Origin of the sequence: Micromonospora salmantinae, assembly GCF_022230905.1 — a bacterium.
GTDB lineage: Bacteria > Actinomycetota > Actinomycetes > Mycobacteriales > Micromonosporaceae > Micromonospora > Micromonospora salmantinae.
In genome coordinates this window covers 88,581-105,820 of sequence record NZ_JAKKFG010000010.1, presented here as the reverse complement: position 1 = coordinate 105,820, position 17,240 = coordinate 88,581, and the positions used below count along the sequence as shown (strand labels likewise).

Below are 17,240 nucleotides of genomic sequence, written 5' to 3'. Positions count from 1 at the left end.
CCACTCGTCCCGGGTGACGGTCGAGGTCAACGGCGCGTCCCGCGAGGTGACCCTGGACAACCGCACCACCCTGCTCGACGCCCTGCGCGAGCACCTCGACCTGACCGGGGCGAAGAAGGGCTGCGACCACGGCCAGTGCGGCTCCTGCACGGTGCTGCTCGACGGCCGGCGGGTGAAGAGCTGCCTGGTCTTCGCGGTCACCGTGGACGGCCGGTCGGTGGTGACCGTCGAAGGGCTGGCCGGCCCGGACGAGCTGTCCCCGTTGCAGGCCGCCTTCATCGCGCACGACGCTTTCCAGTGCGGCTACTGCACCCCCGGGCAGCTCTGCTCCGCCCGCGGCATGCTCGACGAGGTCTCCCGAGGTTGGCCCAGCGCGGTCACCGGCGACCTGAACACGCCCGCGAAGCTGACCGACGCGGAGATCCGCGAGCGGATGGCCGGCAACCTGTGCCGCTGCGCCGCGTACCCGCACATCGTCGCGGCCGTGCGCCAGACGGCGGCGTCCTCGTGAAGGCGTTCCGCTACCACCGGCCCGCCGACGTGGCCGAGGCGGTCGCGGTGCTCGCGGCCGAACCGCAGGCCGCCTACCTCGGCGGCGGAACCAACCTGGTGGACCTCATGAAGCTCGGGGTGCAACGCCCCGACGTGCTGGTGGACGTGACCCGGCTTCCACTCGACACCGTCGAGGAGCTGCCCGACGGTGGGCTGCGGATCGGCGCGACAGTCCGCAACAGCGACCTGGCGGCCCACCCGGTGGTACGCCGCGACTACCCGGTGCTGGCCCGCGCCCTGCTCGCCGCCGCCTCCGGACAACTGCGCAACATGGCCACCACCGGCGGCAACCTGTTGCAGCGCACCCGCTGCGTCTACTTCCAGGACACCGGCAAGGCGTGCAACAAACGAGAGCCGGGCAGCGGTTGCGCCGCTCTGCACGGCCAGAACCGCGACCTGGCGGTGCTGGACTGGTCCGAGCAGTGCGTGGCCACCCACCCGTCCGACCTGGCCGTCGCGCTGGCCGCCCTCGACACAGTGGTGGAGGTGCATGACGCCGACGGCCCCCGTGACGTCCGGATCGCCGACCTCTACCGCTCCCCCGGCACCCACCCGGAACGGGAGACCACCCTGGCCCGGGGCGCGCTGATCACCGCCGTGCGGCTACCGCCCCTACCGGCCGCGCGCCGCTCGACGTACCTCAAGGTGCGCGACCGGGCCTCGTTCGCCTTCGCCGCCGGCTCGGTGGCCGCGGTGCTGGACCTCGACGGGGACGTGGTCCGCGACGTGCGGCTGGCGTACGGGGCGGTGGCGCACCGGCCGTGGCGGGCGTACCGGGCCGAGGAGGAGCTGCGCGGTCGTCCGTTCAGCCCGGAGCTGGCGGCACGGGCCGCCGACGCGGAGCTGGCCGAGGCGCGCCCGTTGCGGCACAACGGCTTCAAGGTGCCACTGACCCGGGCCATCACCGTGCGGGCGCTCACCGAACTGGCGTCGTCGTGAGCACCGGGGCCGTCGGACGGGCGTACCCCCGGCTGGAGGGCGCGGCGAAGGTCACCGGCACGGCCCGGTACGCGGTGGAGTACCCGGTGGACGGGGTCACCTATGGCTGGGCGGTGCCGTCGGCGGTGGTGCGGGGCCGGATCACCCGGATCGACACGGCGGAGGCGTTGGCGTCGCCCGGTGTGCTGGCCGTGGTGCACCACGGCAACGCGCCCCGGATGGCACCCGGCCCGCAGCCGGAGCTGCGGCTGTTGCAGGAGCCGACTGTGCACTACCGGGGGCAGTACGTCGCCGTGGTGGTGGCAACCAGCCTGGAGGCGGCCCGCGAGGGCGCCCGACTGGTCCGCATCGACTACGACACCGGCCCGCACAGCACAGTGCTCACCGACGACCATCCCGGCCTCTACAAGCCGGACCAGGTCAACCCCAGCTATCCGACGGACACCGCCGAGGGCGACTTCGACGCCGGGTACGCGGCCGCCCCGGTGCGGGTGGACGTCACCTACCGCACGCCGGCGTACCACAACAACCCGATGGAACCGCACGCCACCACGGCGCAGTGGCACGACGGGCGGCTCCTGGTGCACGACTCCACCCAGGGCGCCACGCCGGTGCGCGCCACCCTCGCCGAGCTGTTCGAGCTGCCGCCGGAGTCGATCCGCGTCGTCGCCGAGCACGTCGGCGGCGGCTTCGGCAGCAAGGGGTACGCCAAGGCGTCGGTGGTGCTGGCCGCCCTCGCCGCCCGGCACATGGACCGCCCGGTCAAACTGGCGCTGACCCGCCAGCAACTGTTCGGGCCGGTCGGCTACCGCACCCCCACCATCCAGCGGGTCCGCCTCGCCGCCGACACCGACGGCCGGCTCACCGCCATCTGCCACGACGCGATCAGCCAGACCTCCACCATCCGGGAGTTCGCCGAGCAGACCGCCGTCTACACCCGCAGCATGTACGCCGCACCGCACCGCCGCACCACGCACCGGCTGGTCCGCCTCGACGTGCCCACGCCGTTCTGGATGCGTGCCCCCGGCGAGTGCCCCGGCGCGTACGCCCTGGAGTCCGCGGTGGACGAGCTGGCCATCGCCGTCGGCCTGGACCCGGTCGAGCTGCGCATCCGCAACGACACCGCTGTCGACCCCGACCAGGGACGCCCGTTCACCAGCCGCAACCTGGTGGCCTGCCTGCGCGAGGGCGCCCAGCGGTTCGGCTGGGCCGGCCGTGACCCGTCGCCCCGGTCCCGACGCGACGGGCGCTGGCTGATCGGGACCGGAGTGGCCGGTTCGAGCTACCCGGCCCGGGCCCGGCCGTCCACGGCGACGGCCACCGCCCGGCCCGACGGGAGCTTCCTGGTCCAGATCAACGCCACCGACATCGGCACCGGCGCCCGGACGGCGATCTGGCAGGTGGCCGCCGATGCCCTCGGGGTGCCGCCGGAGCGGGTGGAGATCCGCATCGGGGACAGCGCGCTGCCGACGGCGGCGCTGGCCGGCGGCTCGATGGGGACCGCCAGCTGGAGCTGGGCGGTGATACGGGCCGCGCAGGCGCTGCGCGAGAAGCTGCGCGACGGCGGGCCGCCGACCGGCGAGGTCACCGCCGAGGCGGACACCACCGAGGAGGTGGGAGGGCAGCCCGCGCTGCCCCGGTACGCGTACGGGGCGCAGTTCGTCGAGGTGCGGGTCGACGCGGACACCGGCGAGGTGCGGCTGAACCGGATGCTCGGGGTGTTCGCGGCGGGGCGGGTGGTGAACCCGACGACGGCGCGCAGCCAGCTCATCGGCGGCATGACGATGGGGCTGTCGATGGCGCTGCACGAGGAGGGGCTGCTCGACGAGCGGTACGGCGACTGGGTCAACCACGACCTGGCCACCTACCACATCACCGGCTGCGCGGATGTGGAGTCCATCGAGGCGTACTGGCTGGACGAGCGCGACGACGAGTTGAACCCGGCCGGGGTGAAGGGCATCGGCGAGATCGGCATCGTCGGCGCCGCCGCGGCGGTCGCCAACGCTGTGCACCACGCGACGGGCGTACGGATCCGGGAGCTACCGATCCGGCTGGACAAGCTCATCGGAATATCAGACTTGGCTTAAATAAGCCGTCAGTGATACAACTGTCGTCGTGCACGCCTTCGACGTGCTGGGCGATCCGGTCCGGCGCCGCATCCTGGAACTGCTCGCCGGTGGCGAGCAGACCGCCGGCGCGGTCAGCGCGGTCATCCGCGAGGAGTTCGGCATCTCCCAGCCCGCCGTGTCCCAGCACCTCAAGGTGCTGCGCGACAACGGCTTCGCCACCGTGCGGCCGGAGGGCACCCGGCGGCTCTACGCCGTCGACCCACGCCCACTGCGCGAGGTCGACGGCTGGCTGGAGCACTTCCGCCGATTCTGGGCCCCACCCCTGGCGGCACTCGCCACCGAGCTGGCCCGGGGCCGACGCGAGCGTCGGCTGCGCGGGCCCGCCGACCCACCCGATGAGAGGAACACCTGATGTTCGACGCCACCGAGCAGATCAACGCCGTCCAGCGGAAGGTCGGCAGCCGCACCCTGGAAGCCGGTGAGGCGCGGGTCACCACGATCAGCCAGACCTACCAGGCGACGGCCGAGGATCTGTGGGACGCCTGCACCAGCGCCGAGCGCATCCCGCGCTGGTTCCTGCCGATCTCCGGCGACCTGCGGCTGGGCGGCACGTACCAACTCCAGGGCAACGCCCACGGCACCGTCGAGAGCTGCGAACCGCCGCACCGCTTCACCGCCACCTGGGAAATGGGCGGCGAGGTGAGCTGGATCGAGGTGCGGGTCACCCCGGTCGGCGACGAGCGGGCCCGCCTCGACCTGGACCACATCGCGCACGTCGACCAGGACCGGTGGGCCCAGTTCGGGCCGGGCGCGGTCGGTGTCGGCTGGGACCTCGGGCTGCTCGGCCTCGCCTCGCACCTGGCCGGCGACGGCAGCGGGATCACCCCGGAACAGGGCGCCGAGTGGACCGCCTCCGCCGAGGGACGACGGGCCATCGAGTTGAGCAGCCAGCTGTGGTGCGAAGCGAGCATCGCCGCCGGCACCGACGCCGACGAGGCGAAGGCCGCCGCCGAACGCACCACCGCCTTCTACACCGGCGACCCGGCCGCCTGAGCGCGGGACGAGGCGGCGGCGCGGGAGGCTTGCGGCGGCGCGACGGGCTGGGCACGGGACGAGGCGGCGGCGCGGCGGGCTGAGCGCGGATCGGAGTAACGTGCTGCGGCATGACCGGCACGCCGTACACGCACTGCTCCTACTGCGGCGCCGCCTACCCGCCGGCCGCCGGATGGCCGCGAGTCTGCGCGGTCTGCGGCGAGACCATCTGGCGCAACCCGCTGCCGGTGGCGGTCGCGGTGCTGCCGGTCCGCACCGCCGAGGGGCTGGGAGTGGTGGTGGTCCGCCGGGACATCGAACCGGCCCGCGGCCTGCTCGCGCTGCCCGGCGGCTTCATCGAGTACGGCGAGGAGTGGTCCGACGCACTCGTACGGGAGCTGCGGGAGGAGACCGGCCTGATCGCGGCGGCCGAGGACGCCCGCCTGTTCGCGGTGCACGGGGCGCCAGCGGGCGGCACGATGATGGTCTTCGGAGTGCTGCCCGAGCGGGCGGCCGAGGACCTGCCACCCTCGGCGCCGACCGAGGAGGCGACCGAGTGGCTGGTGCTCACCGACCCGGTCGAGCTGGCGTTCTCCACCCACACCCAGGTACTGGCCGATTTCCTCACCCCCACCCACCAGGTCTGACCCGCGCCCCACCCTCGCGATCTTGCACTTACTGTCCCGACACAAGCGGCTTATCACGCATATCGACGACCGAAACTGCAAGATCGGCGCGGCGGACGCGCGGAACTTCAGTCCGGTGCGCCCTCGGTGATCGGTAGGAGGACCCGGAAGGTGGTTCGTCCCGGCTCGGTCTCGACCCGGATGTCGCCGTGGTGTTTGTGCACCACGATCCGGTACGAGATGTCCAGCCCCAGACCGGTGCCCGCGCCGACCGGCTTGGTGGTGAAGAACGGCTCGAAGATCCGCGGACGCACCTCCGGCGGGATACCCGGCCCGGTGTCGGTGATCTCCACCGTCAGTTGGTCGCCGACCCGTCCCGTGCGGACGGTCAGCACACCCTTCTCCCCCATCGCGCCCAACGCGTTGTCGATCAGGTTGGTCCACACCTGGTTCAGCTCGGCCGCGTACGCCGGGACCGGTGGGAGATCCCGGTCGTACTCCCGGACCAGCTTGACCTCGGCGGGGATCTTGCCCTTGAACATCACCAGCGTGGCGTCGAGCAGGTCGTGCACATCCACCACCCGGTGCGGGGCGCGGTCCAGCTGCGAGTACTGCTTGGCGGCGCCCACGAGCCCGGAGATCCGGGTGACCGCGTCGCCGATCTCGCGCATCAGCAGCTCGGTGTCGACGGTGTAGGTGAGCCAACGCACCGCCGCCTCCAGGTCCGCGGCGCCGACCGCGGCCTTGACCTGCGCCAGCCAGGCCGCGTCGAGCCCACCGCCGACCAGGATCGGCGCCAGGTCCCAGGCCCCGCCGACGCCATGGTCCTGCAGCCAGTCGGTCAGGGTGTCCTCGGCGTCGGCGGTGGCCATCGGGGTCAACTTCGGCGCGCTGGCCACCCGGGCGACCGCCTCCTCCTGCAGGGCGACCAGGCCGTGCAGGGCGCTGCCGTCGAGCCGCCCGTCGGCGATCATGGCGAGCTTGTGCCGCATCCCGGCGACCCGGTCCCGCAGAACCGACGTGGCCCGCACCGCCGCCGCGGCCGGATTGTTCAGCTCGTGGGTCAACCCCGCCGAGAGCGAACCGAGGGCCAGCAACCGCTCCCGCTCACCGACGATGGCCTGACTGTCCCGCATCCCGAAGAACAGCCCCTCCAACAGGTGCATGGGCATCGGGAACCAGGACCGCAGGGCGTACGCGAAGTCCTCCGCCGGCAGCACGAAGAACTCCGCGTCGGTCACCGCCCGCAGGCTGTTGCGGTAGCTCTGCTCGACCTGGTCACCCAGGTACGCCTGAGTGGCCCCGCCGTACACCCCGCGCTGGTCGGTTCGGCTGACCTCGACGTCGTCGCCGCGCACCAGGCGACTCAACGCCACCGCCCCGCGCACCAGCACGAAGAAGCAGGTAGCGGGCTCACCCTCGCCGTACACGAGGGTGCCGCCGGCGCGCTGCTCGACCCGGCCGTGCTCGGCCAGCCAGTCGAGCTGCCCGTCGTCGAGCGCCTCGAACAGGAACAGAGTGCGCAACTGCGCAGATGTCAGCCGATCAGACTCGGTGGTCACTGGGCCTCCTTCGCTCGCGACTGCGGGGCTCGCAAACCCGGCTCACTCCTCGCGCTCACTGGGCCTCCTTCGCTCGCGACTGCGGGGCTCGCAAACCCGGCTCACTGGGCCTCCAGGTAGCGGTGCACCAGCGACACCGCCATCGCACCCTCGCCGACGGCCGAGGCGACCCGCTTGACCGACTCGGCCCGCACGTCCCCGGCAGCGAACACGCCCGGCACGCTGGTCTCCAGGTGGTACGGGTCGCGCGACAACGACCAGCCGGCCGGCCGCCGCCCCCCGGCGAGCAGATCCGGACCGGTCACGATGAAACCACGGTCGTCGCGGACCAGCACCCCGTCCAGCCAGTCGGTGCGGGGCTCCGCGCCGATGAAGATGAACAGCCAGGAGGTGTCGACCGAACGGGCCTCCCCGGTACGGGTGTCGCACAGGGTGAGCCGTTGCAGGTGGTCCTCCCCCGCCCCGCCGACCACTGCGGTGTGCGGGTGCACGGTGATCCGGTCGATCCGTTCCAGCTGGTCGATCAGGTAACGCGACATGGAGGCGGTCAGGTCCGCACCACGGATGAGCAGGTGCACCCTCGACGCGTACCGGGAGAAGTGGACCGCCGCCTGGCCGGCGGAGTTGGCCCCGCCGACGATGTAGACGTCCTGTTCGACGCAGCTCGGCGCCTCGGTGGCGGCGGCGCCGTAGAACACCCCCCGCCCGGTGAAGTCGGCCAAACCAGGAGCGTCGAGCACCCGGTACGACACGCCGGTGGCCAGCACCACCGTGTGCGCGGCGATCTCGGTGCCGTCGCCGAAGCGCAGCAGTCGGGCACCGCCGGCCTCGCTGAGACCGACCACCTCCCGGGCGCTGAGCAGCTCGGCGCCGAACTTGACCGCCTGCCGCCGGGCCCGATCGGTCAACTGCGCGCCGGAGACACCGTCCGGGAAGCCCAGGTAGTTCTCGATGCGGCTGCTCTGCCCGGCCTGACCGCCGGTCGCCCGTCGCTCCACGAGCACGGTGCGCAGCCCCTCCGACGCGCCGTACACGGCCGAACCGAGACCGGCGGGGCCGCCACCGATCACCACCAGGTCGTAGAAGTCACACGCCGGCACCACCGTCAACCCGGCCAGCGCGGCCAGCTCGGCCTCGCTCGGGGCGACCAACGCCTTGCCCTCCGGCGTCACCACCAGCGGCACGTCCGCCTCGGTCGCCCCGGCCGCGTCGAGCAGCCGGACGCCCTCCGGGTCGTCGGACAGCAGCCACCGGTACGGCACCAGGTTGCGGGCCAGGAAGTCGCGGACCTTGAACGACGGCGCCGACCAGCGGTGCCCGACGACCCGGATCTCCGCGCTGGCCGCGTCCGGGGTGAGCGCCCACGCCTCCAGCAGCCCGTCGACCACCGGGTACAGCTTCTCCTCCGGCGGGTGCCAGGGCTTGAGCAGGTAGTGGTCCAGGTCGACCACGTTGATGGCCTCGATCGCGGCGTCGGTGTCCGCGTACGCGGTGAGCAGCACCCGGCGGGCCGCCGGGAAGATGTCCATGGCCGCTTCCAGGAACTCGACACCGGTCATCTCCGGCATCCGGTGGTCGGCCAGCAGCAGCGCCACCTGTTCGCCGCGCAATTTGACCTCGCGTAGCGCGTCCAGCGCCTCCGGCCCGGAGGACGCCCGCAACACCCGGTAGCGGTCGCCGTAGCGGCGCCGGATGTCCCGGGCCACCGCCCGGGACACCACGGGGTCGTCGTCGACGGTCAGGATCACCGGGTTCGCCATGGCGCCATGAAATCACCTGTCGAGGGTCGACCGCACCATCGCCGAGGCCCGGCCCACGGTTGACCGCCCGGCAGACGGGTAAGCCGGGAAGCCGCGCGGGTGGCCGGACATCGACGACCCTCCCGGTTGCCGCGCACACCTCGGGGGGCCCATGGCGGACGCGACACCGACCGGACCGACGACGTCGGGCGGGATCGTGGAGCTGCGGGTGCACGGTGTCTCCGGCGCGGGCGCGGACCAGGTGTTGGACCGGCCGTACGTGCACCAGGTCGCCGGGGACCGCAGCGGAGGTTTCTACCGACCGCGCCCCGGCTATCCGGACTCCACCGGGACGGACGGGGTGACGCTGGAGGCGTACCGCTGGAGTGACCTGCCGTCCGGCACGGCCGTGCGGACGCTGTCGCTGGTCTTCCTGCTGCCGTTCATGCTCTGCAACGTGGCGCTCTGGATGCGCCCGGCGAACACCGTCTCGAAGCGCGGCTTCATGGCGCTGTGCCGGGTGCTCGCCCTCACCCTCACCGTGCTCTACGTGCTCTCCATCGTCGGGGTGGCGCTGGACCTGGTCGCGTGGCGCTGCATGGACAGCCCGTCGTGCCTGGCCGGCCGGAGCTGGCTGTCCTGGCTCGGTGGGCGCCCGCCCGGGCTGCGCCTGGGGGTGCTGGCGCTCGTGCCGGTCGCCGCCATCGGGCTGGTCTGGTGGCTGGGCGCCCGCCCGGGCCATTCGTTCGACGCGTTCCGGACGCCGTCGACGCCGACGTCGAAACACCAGTTGAGCGCCGTCGGCCAATGGGACGGCGAGCCGCTGGTGGGTCGGCTGCGCTCGGTCCACGTCGCGGCGGCGTTCACCACGCTGAGCGCCAGCCTGCTGGCCGCGCGGGCCAGCCAGCACCGCTCGTGGGTGATGGTGACCCTGCTGACGGCCACCGGGGCGGCGCTGCTGGCCTGTCTGATCCTGGTCACCGTGGTGCCGAGCATGGACCGCACCGACCCGTCGCCCCGGGTGGACGGCGTCTTCCGCGGGCTGCGCATCATCGCCTGCGGCCTGACGATGCTGGTGATCGTGCACGTCGTCATCAGCCCGGCACCGTGGCCGCAAGGCGGTGCGCTGCCCGGTTACGGCGCGATCGTGGCCTGGCTGTTCGTCAGCCAGACGGTGCTGGTGATCGCGCTCGCCGCGCTGGTGATCTGGCGACGGGGCGGCGGGCAGAGCCGGTCACCCATCCGCGCGTTGGGAGCGCCGGTCTTCATCACGATCTCGGCCGGGCTCGCCGTGGCGTTCTCGGCCGAGCTGGTCTACCGGGTGGCGGACCTGCTCGACCGCGAGGGGACGACCGCGGACGGCCTGGAGACCAGCCCTCCCCTGGCGTACAAATGGGCGATCTTCGGGTTTTTCCTGGCAGTGGTGACCGCGCTGCTGGTGGCCGGCCTGGTCACCAGGCTGACCCGGCGCGGGCGGCGGCGGGCCGCGCGCGCGATCGTGGCCGCCGACTTCCCGGACGCGCCGCCGCAGGCGGCGGACCGGCTGCGGCGGGTGGAGCAGGCGGTGGCGCGGGCCCGCTTCACCGAACGGTTGGAGCCGCTCTCCGTGGTGTACGCCGGCCTGGCGGCGCTCGGCCTGGCCACCAGCGTGCTCGGCCTGCTCCAGCTCCTACCCGGCGACGTGGCGCAGCGCTACGTCGGAGTGCCGGAAAACATGGTCAACTTCCTGATCGGGTCGGGTAGCTACGTGATCGCCGCGATCCTGCTCGGCCTGGTGGTGGGCGGCATCTTCGCGTACCGGACGGCGCAGTTCCGTCGGTACGTGGGGGTCCTCTGGGATCTGGGCACCTTCTGGCCCCGCGCGGCGCACCCGTTCGCGCCGCCCTGCTACGCCGAGCGGGCCGTGCCGGAGTTGGCCAAGCGGATCACCTACCTGGTGGAACAGGGCCAAGGTGTGCTGCTTGCCGGACACAGCCACGGCTCGGTGCTGCTCGCCGCCACGGTCCTGCAACTACCCACCCGGATCACCGAGCGGGTAGCCCTGCTGACCTACGGGTCACCGCTGGGCCGCCTGTACTCCCGCCTGTTCCCCGCCTACGCCGACGAGCCGGCGCTGCGGGAGATCGGCGAACGGATCGGCTGGCGCTGGATCAACCTGTGGCGCGACACCGACCCGATCGGCGGCTGGATCTTCGCCTCCCACCGTCCCGGGGAGGCCGAGACGCTGACCGGTCCGCCGGCGACTGTGGACCGGCGGTTGACCGACCCGCAGGACGTGGTGCCGGCACCCAGCGACAGCGTTCCCCCACCGATCCTCGGGCACTGGCCGTGTGAGTCGCAGGAGGCGTTCGGGGACGCGGTACGGGACCTCACCGCGCGACTACGCCGCGCGCGCCCGGCACGCGACTGAGCCGGCCGGTACGACTACTCCGGCGGCCGGATATCGTCGCCTGGTGACCCCGTCCAAGCCATCCGCCCGCCGGTTGATCGCCTCGAACAAGAAGGCCCGGCACGAGTACACGGTGCTGCGCACGTACGAGGCGGGCATCGTGCTGGTCGGCACCGAGGTCAAGTCACTGCGCGAGGGGCGGGCCTCGCTGGTGGACGCGTTCGCGCACGAGCGCGACGGCGAGATCGTGCTGTACGGCCTGCACATCGCCGAGTACACCTACGGCACGTGGACCAACCACGCCCCGCGTCGCAACCGCAAGCTGCTGCTGCACCGCGCCGAGATCGACCGGATCCTCGACAAGGTCCGCGAGGGCGGGGTGACCCTCGTTCCGCTGTCGATGTACTTCGAGAACGGCTACGCCAAGGTCGAATTGGCCCTCGCCAAGGGCAAGCGCTCCTACGACAAGCGGCAGACGCTGGCCGAGCGCGACGCCAACCGGGAGATCGCCCGCGAGCTGGGCCGGCACCTCAAGGGCCACCCCCGCCGGCCCTGACGCCGCAACGGGTCGTCCGCACGCGCCCCAGGGAGCCGCAGGCGTCGTGAGACCGAGAAGTCAGACGCAACTGCTGGCCCTGCACCCCCTCGTCCACGCGGTTGCTGCCCATGCCGGACTTTTGTCATGGCAAATGCGGCCGTTAGGGTGAGCGGGTGACGACGTACCGGATCGGGGAGGCGGCCGACCTGCTCGGCGTCAGCGCCGACACCATTCGCCGCTGGGTGGACGCCGGGCGCCTGACGGCCGGGCGCGACGAGCACGGCCACCGGGTCGTCGACGGCGTCGACCTGGCGGCGTTCGCTCGCGCTCAGGCCACCGACCCGGATGCGGGCGCCGAGTTCTCCTCGGCCCGCAACCGGTTGCGCGGCATCGTCGTCGACGTCCGTAAGGACACGGTGATGGCCCAGGTCGACATCCAGGCGGGCCCGTTCCGGGTCGTGTCGCTGATGAGCCGGGAGGCCGTCGACGAGCTAGACCTGCGGGTCGGGTCGGTGGCCGTTGCGGTGATCAAGTCGACAACGGTCGTGGTGGAGCGGGCCGCACCCGCCCCGACTCGCGGACGGTCGGCCAGATGAACGCGGTGACGGTCGCGCGGAGCAGGCGTACGGCGGTGGCTGTCCTGGTGGCGGCGGGCCTGGCGGTGGCCGGCTGCGGCGCGGGCGGCGACGGCCGGGCAACCGGCAGCGGTGGGGACGGGCGGGTGACCGGCCCGGTGACCGTGTTCGCGGCGGCCTCGCTGACCGAGTCGTTCACCCGCATCGGGAAGGACTTCGAGGCCGCCAACCCGGGCAGTCGCCTGACCCTCAACGTCGCCGGCAGTTCCGCCCTGGCCAACCAGATCACCCAGGGGGCGCCGGCGGACGTGTTCGCCTCGGCCGCCCCGGCGAACATGACCACTGTCGTCGAGGCCGGCGACGCCGACGGCGCGCCGAGCGTCTTCGCCCGCAACCAGCTGGTGATCGCGGTGCCCCGGGGCAACCCGACGGCAGTGGCCGGCCTGGCCGACCTGACCGGCCCGGGTGTGAAGGTGGCGCTCTGCGCCAGTCAGGTTCCCTGCGGCGCGGCGGCCCGCACCGCCCTGGACGCGGCCGGCGTCGCGCTGACGCCGGTCACCCTGGAACGGGACGTCAAGGGTGCGCTCGCCAAGGTCAAGCTCGGCGAGGTCGACGCGGCACTGGTCTACCGCACGGACACGCGGGAGGCGAGCGCCGACGTGACCGGCGTGGAGTTTCCCGAGTCGGCGCGGGCGGTCAACGACTATCCGATCGTCGCGTTGAAGGACGCGCCGAATCCGAACGGCGCACGGGCCTTCGTCGCGTACGTCCGTTCGGCGCCGGCGCAGGCGGTCCTCGCCGAGGCGGGGTTCCAGGCTCCGTGAGGCAGGTCCACACCCACGACGCACGCCGCGGTCGCCCGGCCACGTCTCGACGGCGGGGGCGGGTGCCGGCGGCGTTGGTGATCCCCGCCGGGCTGGGGTTGCTGTTCCTCGTCCTGCCGTTGGCGGGGCTGCTGATCCGGACACCGTGGACGACCCTGCCCGAGCGGCTCACCGAGCCGGGCGCGTTGACCGCCCTGCGGCTGTCGGTGCAGACCGCCACCCTGGCCACCGCGCTCTGTCTGCTGCTCGGGGTGCCGCTCGCCTGGGTCCTGGCCCGGATCGAGTTTCCCGGCCGTCGGCTGGTACGCGCGCTGGTCACCGTGCCGCTCGTGCTGCCGCCGGTGGTCGGTGGGGTGGCGCTGTTGCTGGTCTTCGGTCGGCGGGGCCTGCTCGGCGGCTGGCTCGACAGCACGTTCGGCATCACCCTGCCCTTCACGACCACGGGTGTCGTGCTGGCCGAGGCGTTCGTCGCCATGCCGTTCCTGGTGATCGCCGTGGAGGGTGCGCTACGTGCCGCCGACCACCGCTTCGAGGAGGCCGCTGCGACGTTGGGCGCCAGCCGGTGGACCACCTTCACCCACGTCACGCTGCCGCTGGTGGCGCCCGGTCTGGCCGCCGGGGCGGTGCTCTGCTGGGCGCGGGCGCTCGGCGAGTTCGGTGCCACCATCACCTTCGCCGGCAACTACCCCGGTCGGACGCAGACCATGCCGCTCGCCGTCTACCTGGCGTTGGAGACAGACCTGGAGTCCGCGATCGTGCTCAGCCTGGTGCTGCTCGTCGTGTCGGTGGGCATCCTGGTGGCGCTGCGGGACCGCTGGATGACCACCGCATGAGCGACCGGCTTCTCGACGCGCGGCTCGTCGTCGACCGGGGCGTCTTTCGGCTCGACGTGCCGCTGCGGGTCGCGCCGGGCGAGGTGGTGGCGCTGCTCGGCCCGAACGGTGCCGGCAAGACCACAGCGCTGCGGGCGCTGGCCGGCCTGCATCCCCTCACCGACGGGCACGTCACCCTCGACGACGTCGACCTGGACCGCCCGGCGACCGGTGGCTGGGTGCCCACCGAACGCCGGTCGATCGGCGTCGTCTTCCAGGACTACCTGCTGTTTCCGCACCTCAGCGCATTGGACAACGTGGCCTTCGGGCCGCGCCGGCACGGCGTCGAGCGGCGGGCCGCCCGCGCCACGGCCCGGGAGTGGCTGGGCCGGGTGGGGCTTGACGCGCAGGCGCAGCGCAAGCCGCGGCAGCTCTCCGGCGGTCAGGCGCAGCGGGTGGCGCTGGCCCGCGCGCTGGCCGTGGCGCCGTCGCTGCTGCTGTTGGACGAGCCGCTCGCCGCGCTGGACGCCCGCACCCGGCTGGACACCCGCGCGGAGCTGCACCGGCACCTGTCGGCGCACGCGGGCGCGACGGTGCTGGTCACCCACGACCCGCTGGACGCGCTGGCGTTGGCCGACCGGCTGGTCATCGTCGAGGGTGGCCGGGTGGTGCAGGAGGGCGACGGGCCGAGCGTCACCGCCCGCCCCCGCACCGACTACGTCGCCCGGCTGGTCGGGCTGAACCTGTACCGGGGTCGCGCCGACGGGCACGGGGTGCGGGTGTCGCCGGAGCTGACCCTCACTGTCGCCGACCGGTTGGACGGCGAAGCGTTCGTGGCGTTCCGTCCGGCCGCGGTGGCTCTGCACCCGGCCCGGCCGGAGGGCAGCCCACGGAACACCTGGGCGGGCACAGTGGCCGGCGTCCAGCGCCACGGTGACAACGTGCGGGTGCAACTGGACGGACCGATCGGGGTGGCCGCCGACGTCACGCCGGCCGCCGCCGCACAGCTACGGCTGATCCCCGGCCAGCGGGTCTGGGTGGCGGTCAAGGCGACCGAGACCCACGCGTACCCGGCCACGGGCTGACCCGACGCCGGCCACATCGTCACCCGCGCGGGTGCAGCCAACGCCGCGCGGACGCGGGTCAGCCGGCGAGCAGGTCGGCGTGTGCGGCGCGCAGCCGGGCCAGCGTCGGGTCGCTGCCCGGGACGACCCGGCTGTCCAGCTCGGCCCACGCCTCGGCCAGCGCCGCGCGGACCGCGCCAAGCTCGGCGGCGTGCCGCTGTGTGCTGCGTCGGTGCTGCTCCTCGAGGCGACGGGCCCAGCCGGCGGTGACCGTCGCGAGCCGGTCGGCGTCGGCGCGGGCCTGGGCGCCGCTGCGGGCGGCTGCGGCGGGGACGATCGCGGCGACCGGGCGGGGATCGCCGTCGCGGGTGACGACGGTGACCGCGTCGGTCAGCTCGGCCAGCGCGACGAGCTGGCTGAACCGGGTGCGCGCCTCACGCAGCGGCACGGAACGCGGCGGGTCGGAATGAGGGGTGAGCGCGGGGACGGCCATGGATGCATGGTGCCGCGCGGGTATGACAACTATTCGCTGTCGTCAGTGGACGGTGCGTGGCGGGCGGACCACTCGTCGGCCAGCACCGACCAGACCTCAAGGTCGATCCGACCGTGCGGACCCGGGCTGACCTGGCGCAGCGTGCCGTCGAGGCGCAGCCCGAGCCGGTCGGCGAGGGCCTTGCTGCGGGTGTTGTCGGCGTTGGTCCGCCACTCCACCCGCTGGATGCCGCGCTCGCGCACCGCCCAGTCGACGATCCGGCGCACCGCCGGGGCGACCAGGCCCCTGCCCTGCGCCGCCGGCTCCACCCAGCAACCGACCTCGCAGACGCCACGGGTCACGTCGAACGACACGAACATGACCCCGCCGACGAGCGTGCCCCGCCACCACAGCCCCCAGATGCCACCGCTGTCGCTGGCCCAGAGGTCGGCGTACCGCTGCAACACCGCACGGGCCGACGGCAGGTCGGTGGCGACGAACGACGGCGACACCCAGGGTTGGATGTGCTCGCGGGCCCGGTCGAGGTGGGTGAGGAACTCCTCGGCCAGCCACGGGTTCAACGGGCGCAGCTCGACGTCCTCGGTCAGCGGCAGGGCGAACACCGGGCCTCCACTCAGTGCGATTCTCAGGTCCGTAGGAGGCTCGCACAGGCACCTCGTCGAGGCACGGCCGCCCTCCGCTCACTGCGGCAGGTGGGTCCGCAGCGCGGCGAACTGGGCCACGGTCAGGTAGGAGGGGTTGGCGGCGCCGATCAGATGATCATGTGGGTCCAGTAGGTGAGCCAGAGGACGAACAGCACGCCCTGCACCACGGCGAGCGTCGCTGTCAGCCACACGTCGACGCTGGCGTGGCGGGCCCAGCGGGCCAGCACCAGCGCGACCGGGAAAGCGGCGAGCAGATAGCGCAGCAGGCTCTTGTACACCGGCGGGCCCATCGACAGCGGCACCAGCACCATGAGGACGCCGTACACCAGGTAGGCCAGGTCCCGGCGGCGGAACCCGGCGACCAGCACGGCGAGGACGGCCACGGCGAACCACGCCCGAGCGGCGTCGCGCAGCTCCCCGGTCAACCCGTTCAGCAGCACCGGAACGGGGTTCTGCACCTCGATGCCCCATCCGGTCTCCTGGGCGTGCTGGTAGGCGAACCAGTCCCCGCCCCGCCACCGGCAGTACACCATGAAGGTGAACCACCCGGCGGGGAGCAGCAGCAACGGCCAGCCGATCCGGAGGTAGCCGAGCAGGGCGCGCGGCCCGAGCCGCCAGTCGTGCTGCCGCAGCAGCACCAGGGCCAGCGGCAGCGCCACGAGCAGGCCGACGGAGCGGCTCATCGCCAGGAAGTAGCCGATCACGCCGACCAGTAGCCACCGGTGTCGCTCGGCGTAGTAGAAGGTGGCCAACGCGAGGCAGACGAAGAGCGACTCGGTCAGCGCGGCCTGGAACAGGAACGCGGTCGGCAGCAGCACCAGGTACCGGGTGAACCGGCGGGCCGCGTACGCGTCGCCGAGCAGCAGCTCCGCCAGCCGGTAGCCGTACCAGAGCGCCAGCAGGAACCCGACGTTGCTGATCAGCAACAGGGCCAGTGCGGTGTCGCCGCCGAGCAGCACGCCGACCGGCCGGGCCAGGAACGGGTACAGCAGGGGGAAGCCGAAGTCTCGCCACGGCCCGCTCAGGGGCAGCTCGCTCAGCCGTAGGTAGAGCAGCGAGTCCCAGGCGAACCAGAAGGAGATCCACCGGTGCCCGGAGATCTCCCGCTGTTGCGCCCACATCAACGCCTCATCCGGCGGCGGGGCACCGGGGACGCCGTCCCAGGCGTGCAGGACCAGGAGCCCGAGCAGGGTGAGCAGCAGCTTCGCGCCGAGGAACAGGCCGATGACGTACGGCCAGGGCGCCGGCACCCGACGGGCCAGGCGCGCTCCGCCGCGGCCGGCCGCGACGGCCCGGGCGGCCAGCGTCGCCGCGCCGCTGCGCCACCGGTCCATCTGCCCCGCTTCCCCGCTCCCCCGGTCGCCGGCCGCGCGGGGAAGTCG

At 73.1% G+C, this 17,240-nt stretch carries 17 protein-coding genes; 12 read left to right on the top strand and 5 right to left on the bottom strand.

Annotated elements, in window-relative coordinates:
• Window positions 1-13: 13 nt before the first annotated feature.
• The 6 genes from PSH03_RS08435 (at window position 14) to PSH03_RS08410 (ending at window position 5,239) form a co-directional block, all read left to right on the top strand.
• Window positions 14-511 carry a 2Fe-2S iron-sulfur cluster-binding protein gene (locus PSH03_RS08435; RefSeq protein WP_210782386.1) on the top strand — a complete coding sequence of 166 codons (498 nt, stop codon included), beginning with the start codon at window positions 14-16 and terminating at the stop codon, window positions 509-511.
• Entirely contained in the window at window positions 508-1,491 is a 984-nt protein-coding gene (locus PSH03_RS08430) for an FAD binding domain-containing protein (RefSeq protein WP_238688766.1), read from the top strand. Before PSH03_RS08435 ends, PSH03_RS08430 begins: the two co-directional genes overlap by 4 nt.
• Window positions 1,488-3,578 carry a xanthine dehydrogenase family protein molybdopterin-binding subunit gene (locus tag PSH03_RS08425; protein ID WP_238688765.1) on the top strand — a complete coding sequence of 697 codons (2,091 nt, stop codon included), beginning with the start codon at window positions 1,488-1,490 and terminating at the stop codon, window positions 3,576-3,578. The genes PSH03_RS08430 and PSH03_RS08425 overlap by 4 nt, the downstream gene beginning before the upstream one ends.
• 28 nt (window positions 3,579-3,606) lie before the next feature.
• On the top strand, window positions 3,607-3,972 hold the full coding sequence (locus tag PSH03_RS08420; RefSeq protein WP_210782296.1) for an ArsR/SmtB family transcription factor: 366 nt from the start codon (window positions 3,607-3,609) through the stop codon (window positions 3,970-3,972).
• Complete coding sequence (locus tag PSH03_RS08415) at window positions 3,972-4,613, top strand: SRPBCC family protein (RefSeq protein ID WP_210782294.1); 642 nt, start codon at window positions 3,972-3,974, stop codon at window positions 4,611-4,613. Before PSH03_RS08420 ends, PSH03_RS08415 begins: the two co-directional genes overlap by 1 nt.
• A 110-nt stretch (window positions 4,614-4,723) precedes the next feature.
• Window positions 4,724-5,239 (top strand): NUDIX domain-containing protein, encoded by a 516-nt coding sequence (locus PSH03_RS08410; RefSeq protein ID WP_238688764.1) that lies wholly within the window; start codon window positions 4,724-4,726, stop codon window positions 5,237-5,239.
• Between the two features lie 107 nt (window positions 5,240-5,346).
• Here the strand turns inward: PSH03_RS08410 and PSH03_RS08405 are convergent, their stop codons facing one another.
• Both PSH03_RS08405 and PSH03_RS08400 read right to left on the bottom strand, forming a co-directional pair.
• Window positions 5,347-6,780 carry an ATP-binding protein gene (locus PSH03_RS08405; RefSeq protein WP_238688763.1) on the bottom strand — a complete coding sequence of 478 codons (1,434 nt, stop codon included), beginning with the start codon at window positions 6,778-6,780 and terminating at the stop codon, window positions 5,347-5,349.
• A gap of 101 nt (window positions 6,781-6,881) precedes the next feature.
• A complete protein-coding gene (locus PSH03_RS08400; protein WP_238688762.1) occupies window positions 6,882-8,540 on the bottom strand; it encodes an NAD(P)/FAD-dependent oxidoreductase in 1,659 nt (552 codons plus the stop codon).
• Window positions 8,541-8,691: 151 nt separating this feature from the next.
• On the opposite strand from PSH03_RS08400, the gene PSH03_RS08395 reads away from it, so the two are divergent.
• From PSH03_RS08395 to PSH03_RS08370, 6 genes are all read left to right on the top strand, one after another.
• Window positions 8,692-10,929: a hypothetical protein gene (locus PSH03_RS08395; protein WP_238688761.1), complete on the top strand. Its 2,238-nt coding sequence runs from the start codon at window positions 8,692-8,694 to the stop codon at window positions 10,927-10,929.
• Between the two features lie 43 nt (window positions 10,930-10,972).
• Window positions 10,973-11,464: an SsrA-binding protein SmpB gene (smpB, locus tag PSH03_RS08390; protein WP_210782286.1), complete on the top strand. Its 492-nt coding sequence runs from the start codon at window positions 10,973-10,975 to the stop codon at window positions 11,462-11,464.
• A gap of 155 nt (window positions 11,465-11,619) precedes the next feature.
• On the top strand, window positions 11,620-12,042 hold the full coding sequence (locus PSH03_RS08385; protein WP_238688760.1) for a TOBE domain-containing protein: 423 nt from the start codon (window positions 11,620-11,622) through the stop codon (window positions 12,040-12,042).
• Window positions 12,039-12,845: a molybdate ABC transporter substrate-binding protein gene (modA, locus tag PSH03_RS08380; protein ID WP_238688759.1), complete on the top strand. Its 807-nt coding sequence runs from the start codon at window positions 12,039-12,041 to the stop codon at window positions 12,843-12,845. The genes PSH03_RS08385 and modA overlap by 4 nt, the downstream gene beginning before the upstream one ends.
• A complete protein-coding gene (gene modB / locus PSH03_RS08375; RefSeq protein WP_210782280.1) occupies window positions 12,842-13,678 on the top strand; it encodes a molybdate ABC transporter permease subunit in 837 nt (278 codons plus the stop codon). Before modA ends, modB begins: the two co-directional genes overlap by 4 nt.
• Window positions 13,675-14,742, top strand: coding sequence for an ABC transporter ATP-binding protein (locus PSH03_RS08370; protein WP_238688758.1), 1,068 nt, complete (start codon window positions 13,675-13,677; stop codon window positions 14,740-14,742). The genes modB and PSH03_RS08370 overlap by 4 nt, the downstream gene beginning before the upstream one ends.
• A gap of 58 nt (window positions 14,743-14,800) precedes the next feature.
• On the opposite strand, the gene PSH03_RS08365 is transcribed toward PSH03_RS08370, so the two are convergent.
• The 3 genes from PSH03_RS08365 to PSH03_RS08355 all read right to left on the bottom strand — a co-directional run bounded on the left by PSH03_RS08365 (window position 14,801) and on the right by PSH03_RS08355 (window position 17,192).
• Window positions 14,801-15,214, bottom strand: a complete 414-nt coding sequence (locus PSH03_RS08365; protein ID WP_112590058.1) for a type II toxin-antitoxin system Phd/YefM family antitoxin — start codon at window positions 15,212-15,214, stop codon at window positions 14,801-14,803.
• 29 nt (window positions 15,215-15,243) lie between these two features.
• Entirely contained in the window at window positions 15,244-15,816 is a 573-nt protein-coding gene (locus PSH03_RS08360; protein WP_210782274.1) for a GNAT family N-acetyltransferase, read from the bottom strand.
• A 149-nt stretch (window positions 15,817-15,965) separates the two neighbouring features.
• Entirely contained in the window at window positions 15,966-17,192 is a 1,227-nt protein-coding gene (locus PSH03_RS08355; protein WP_238688757.1) for a hypothetical protein, read from the bottom strand.
• Between the last annotated feature and the right edge of the window lie 48 nt (window positions 17,193-17,240).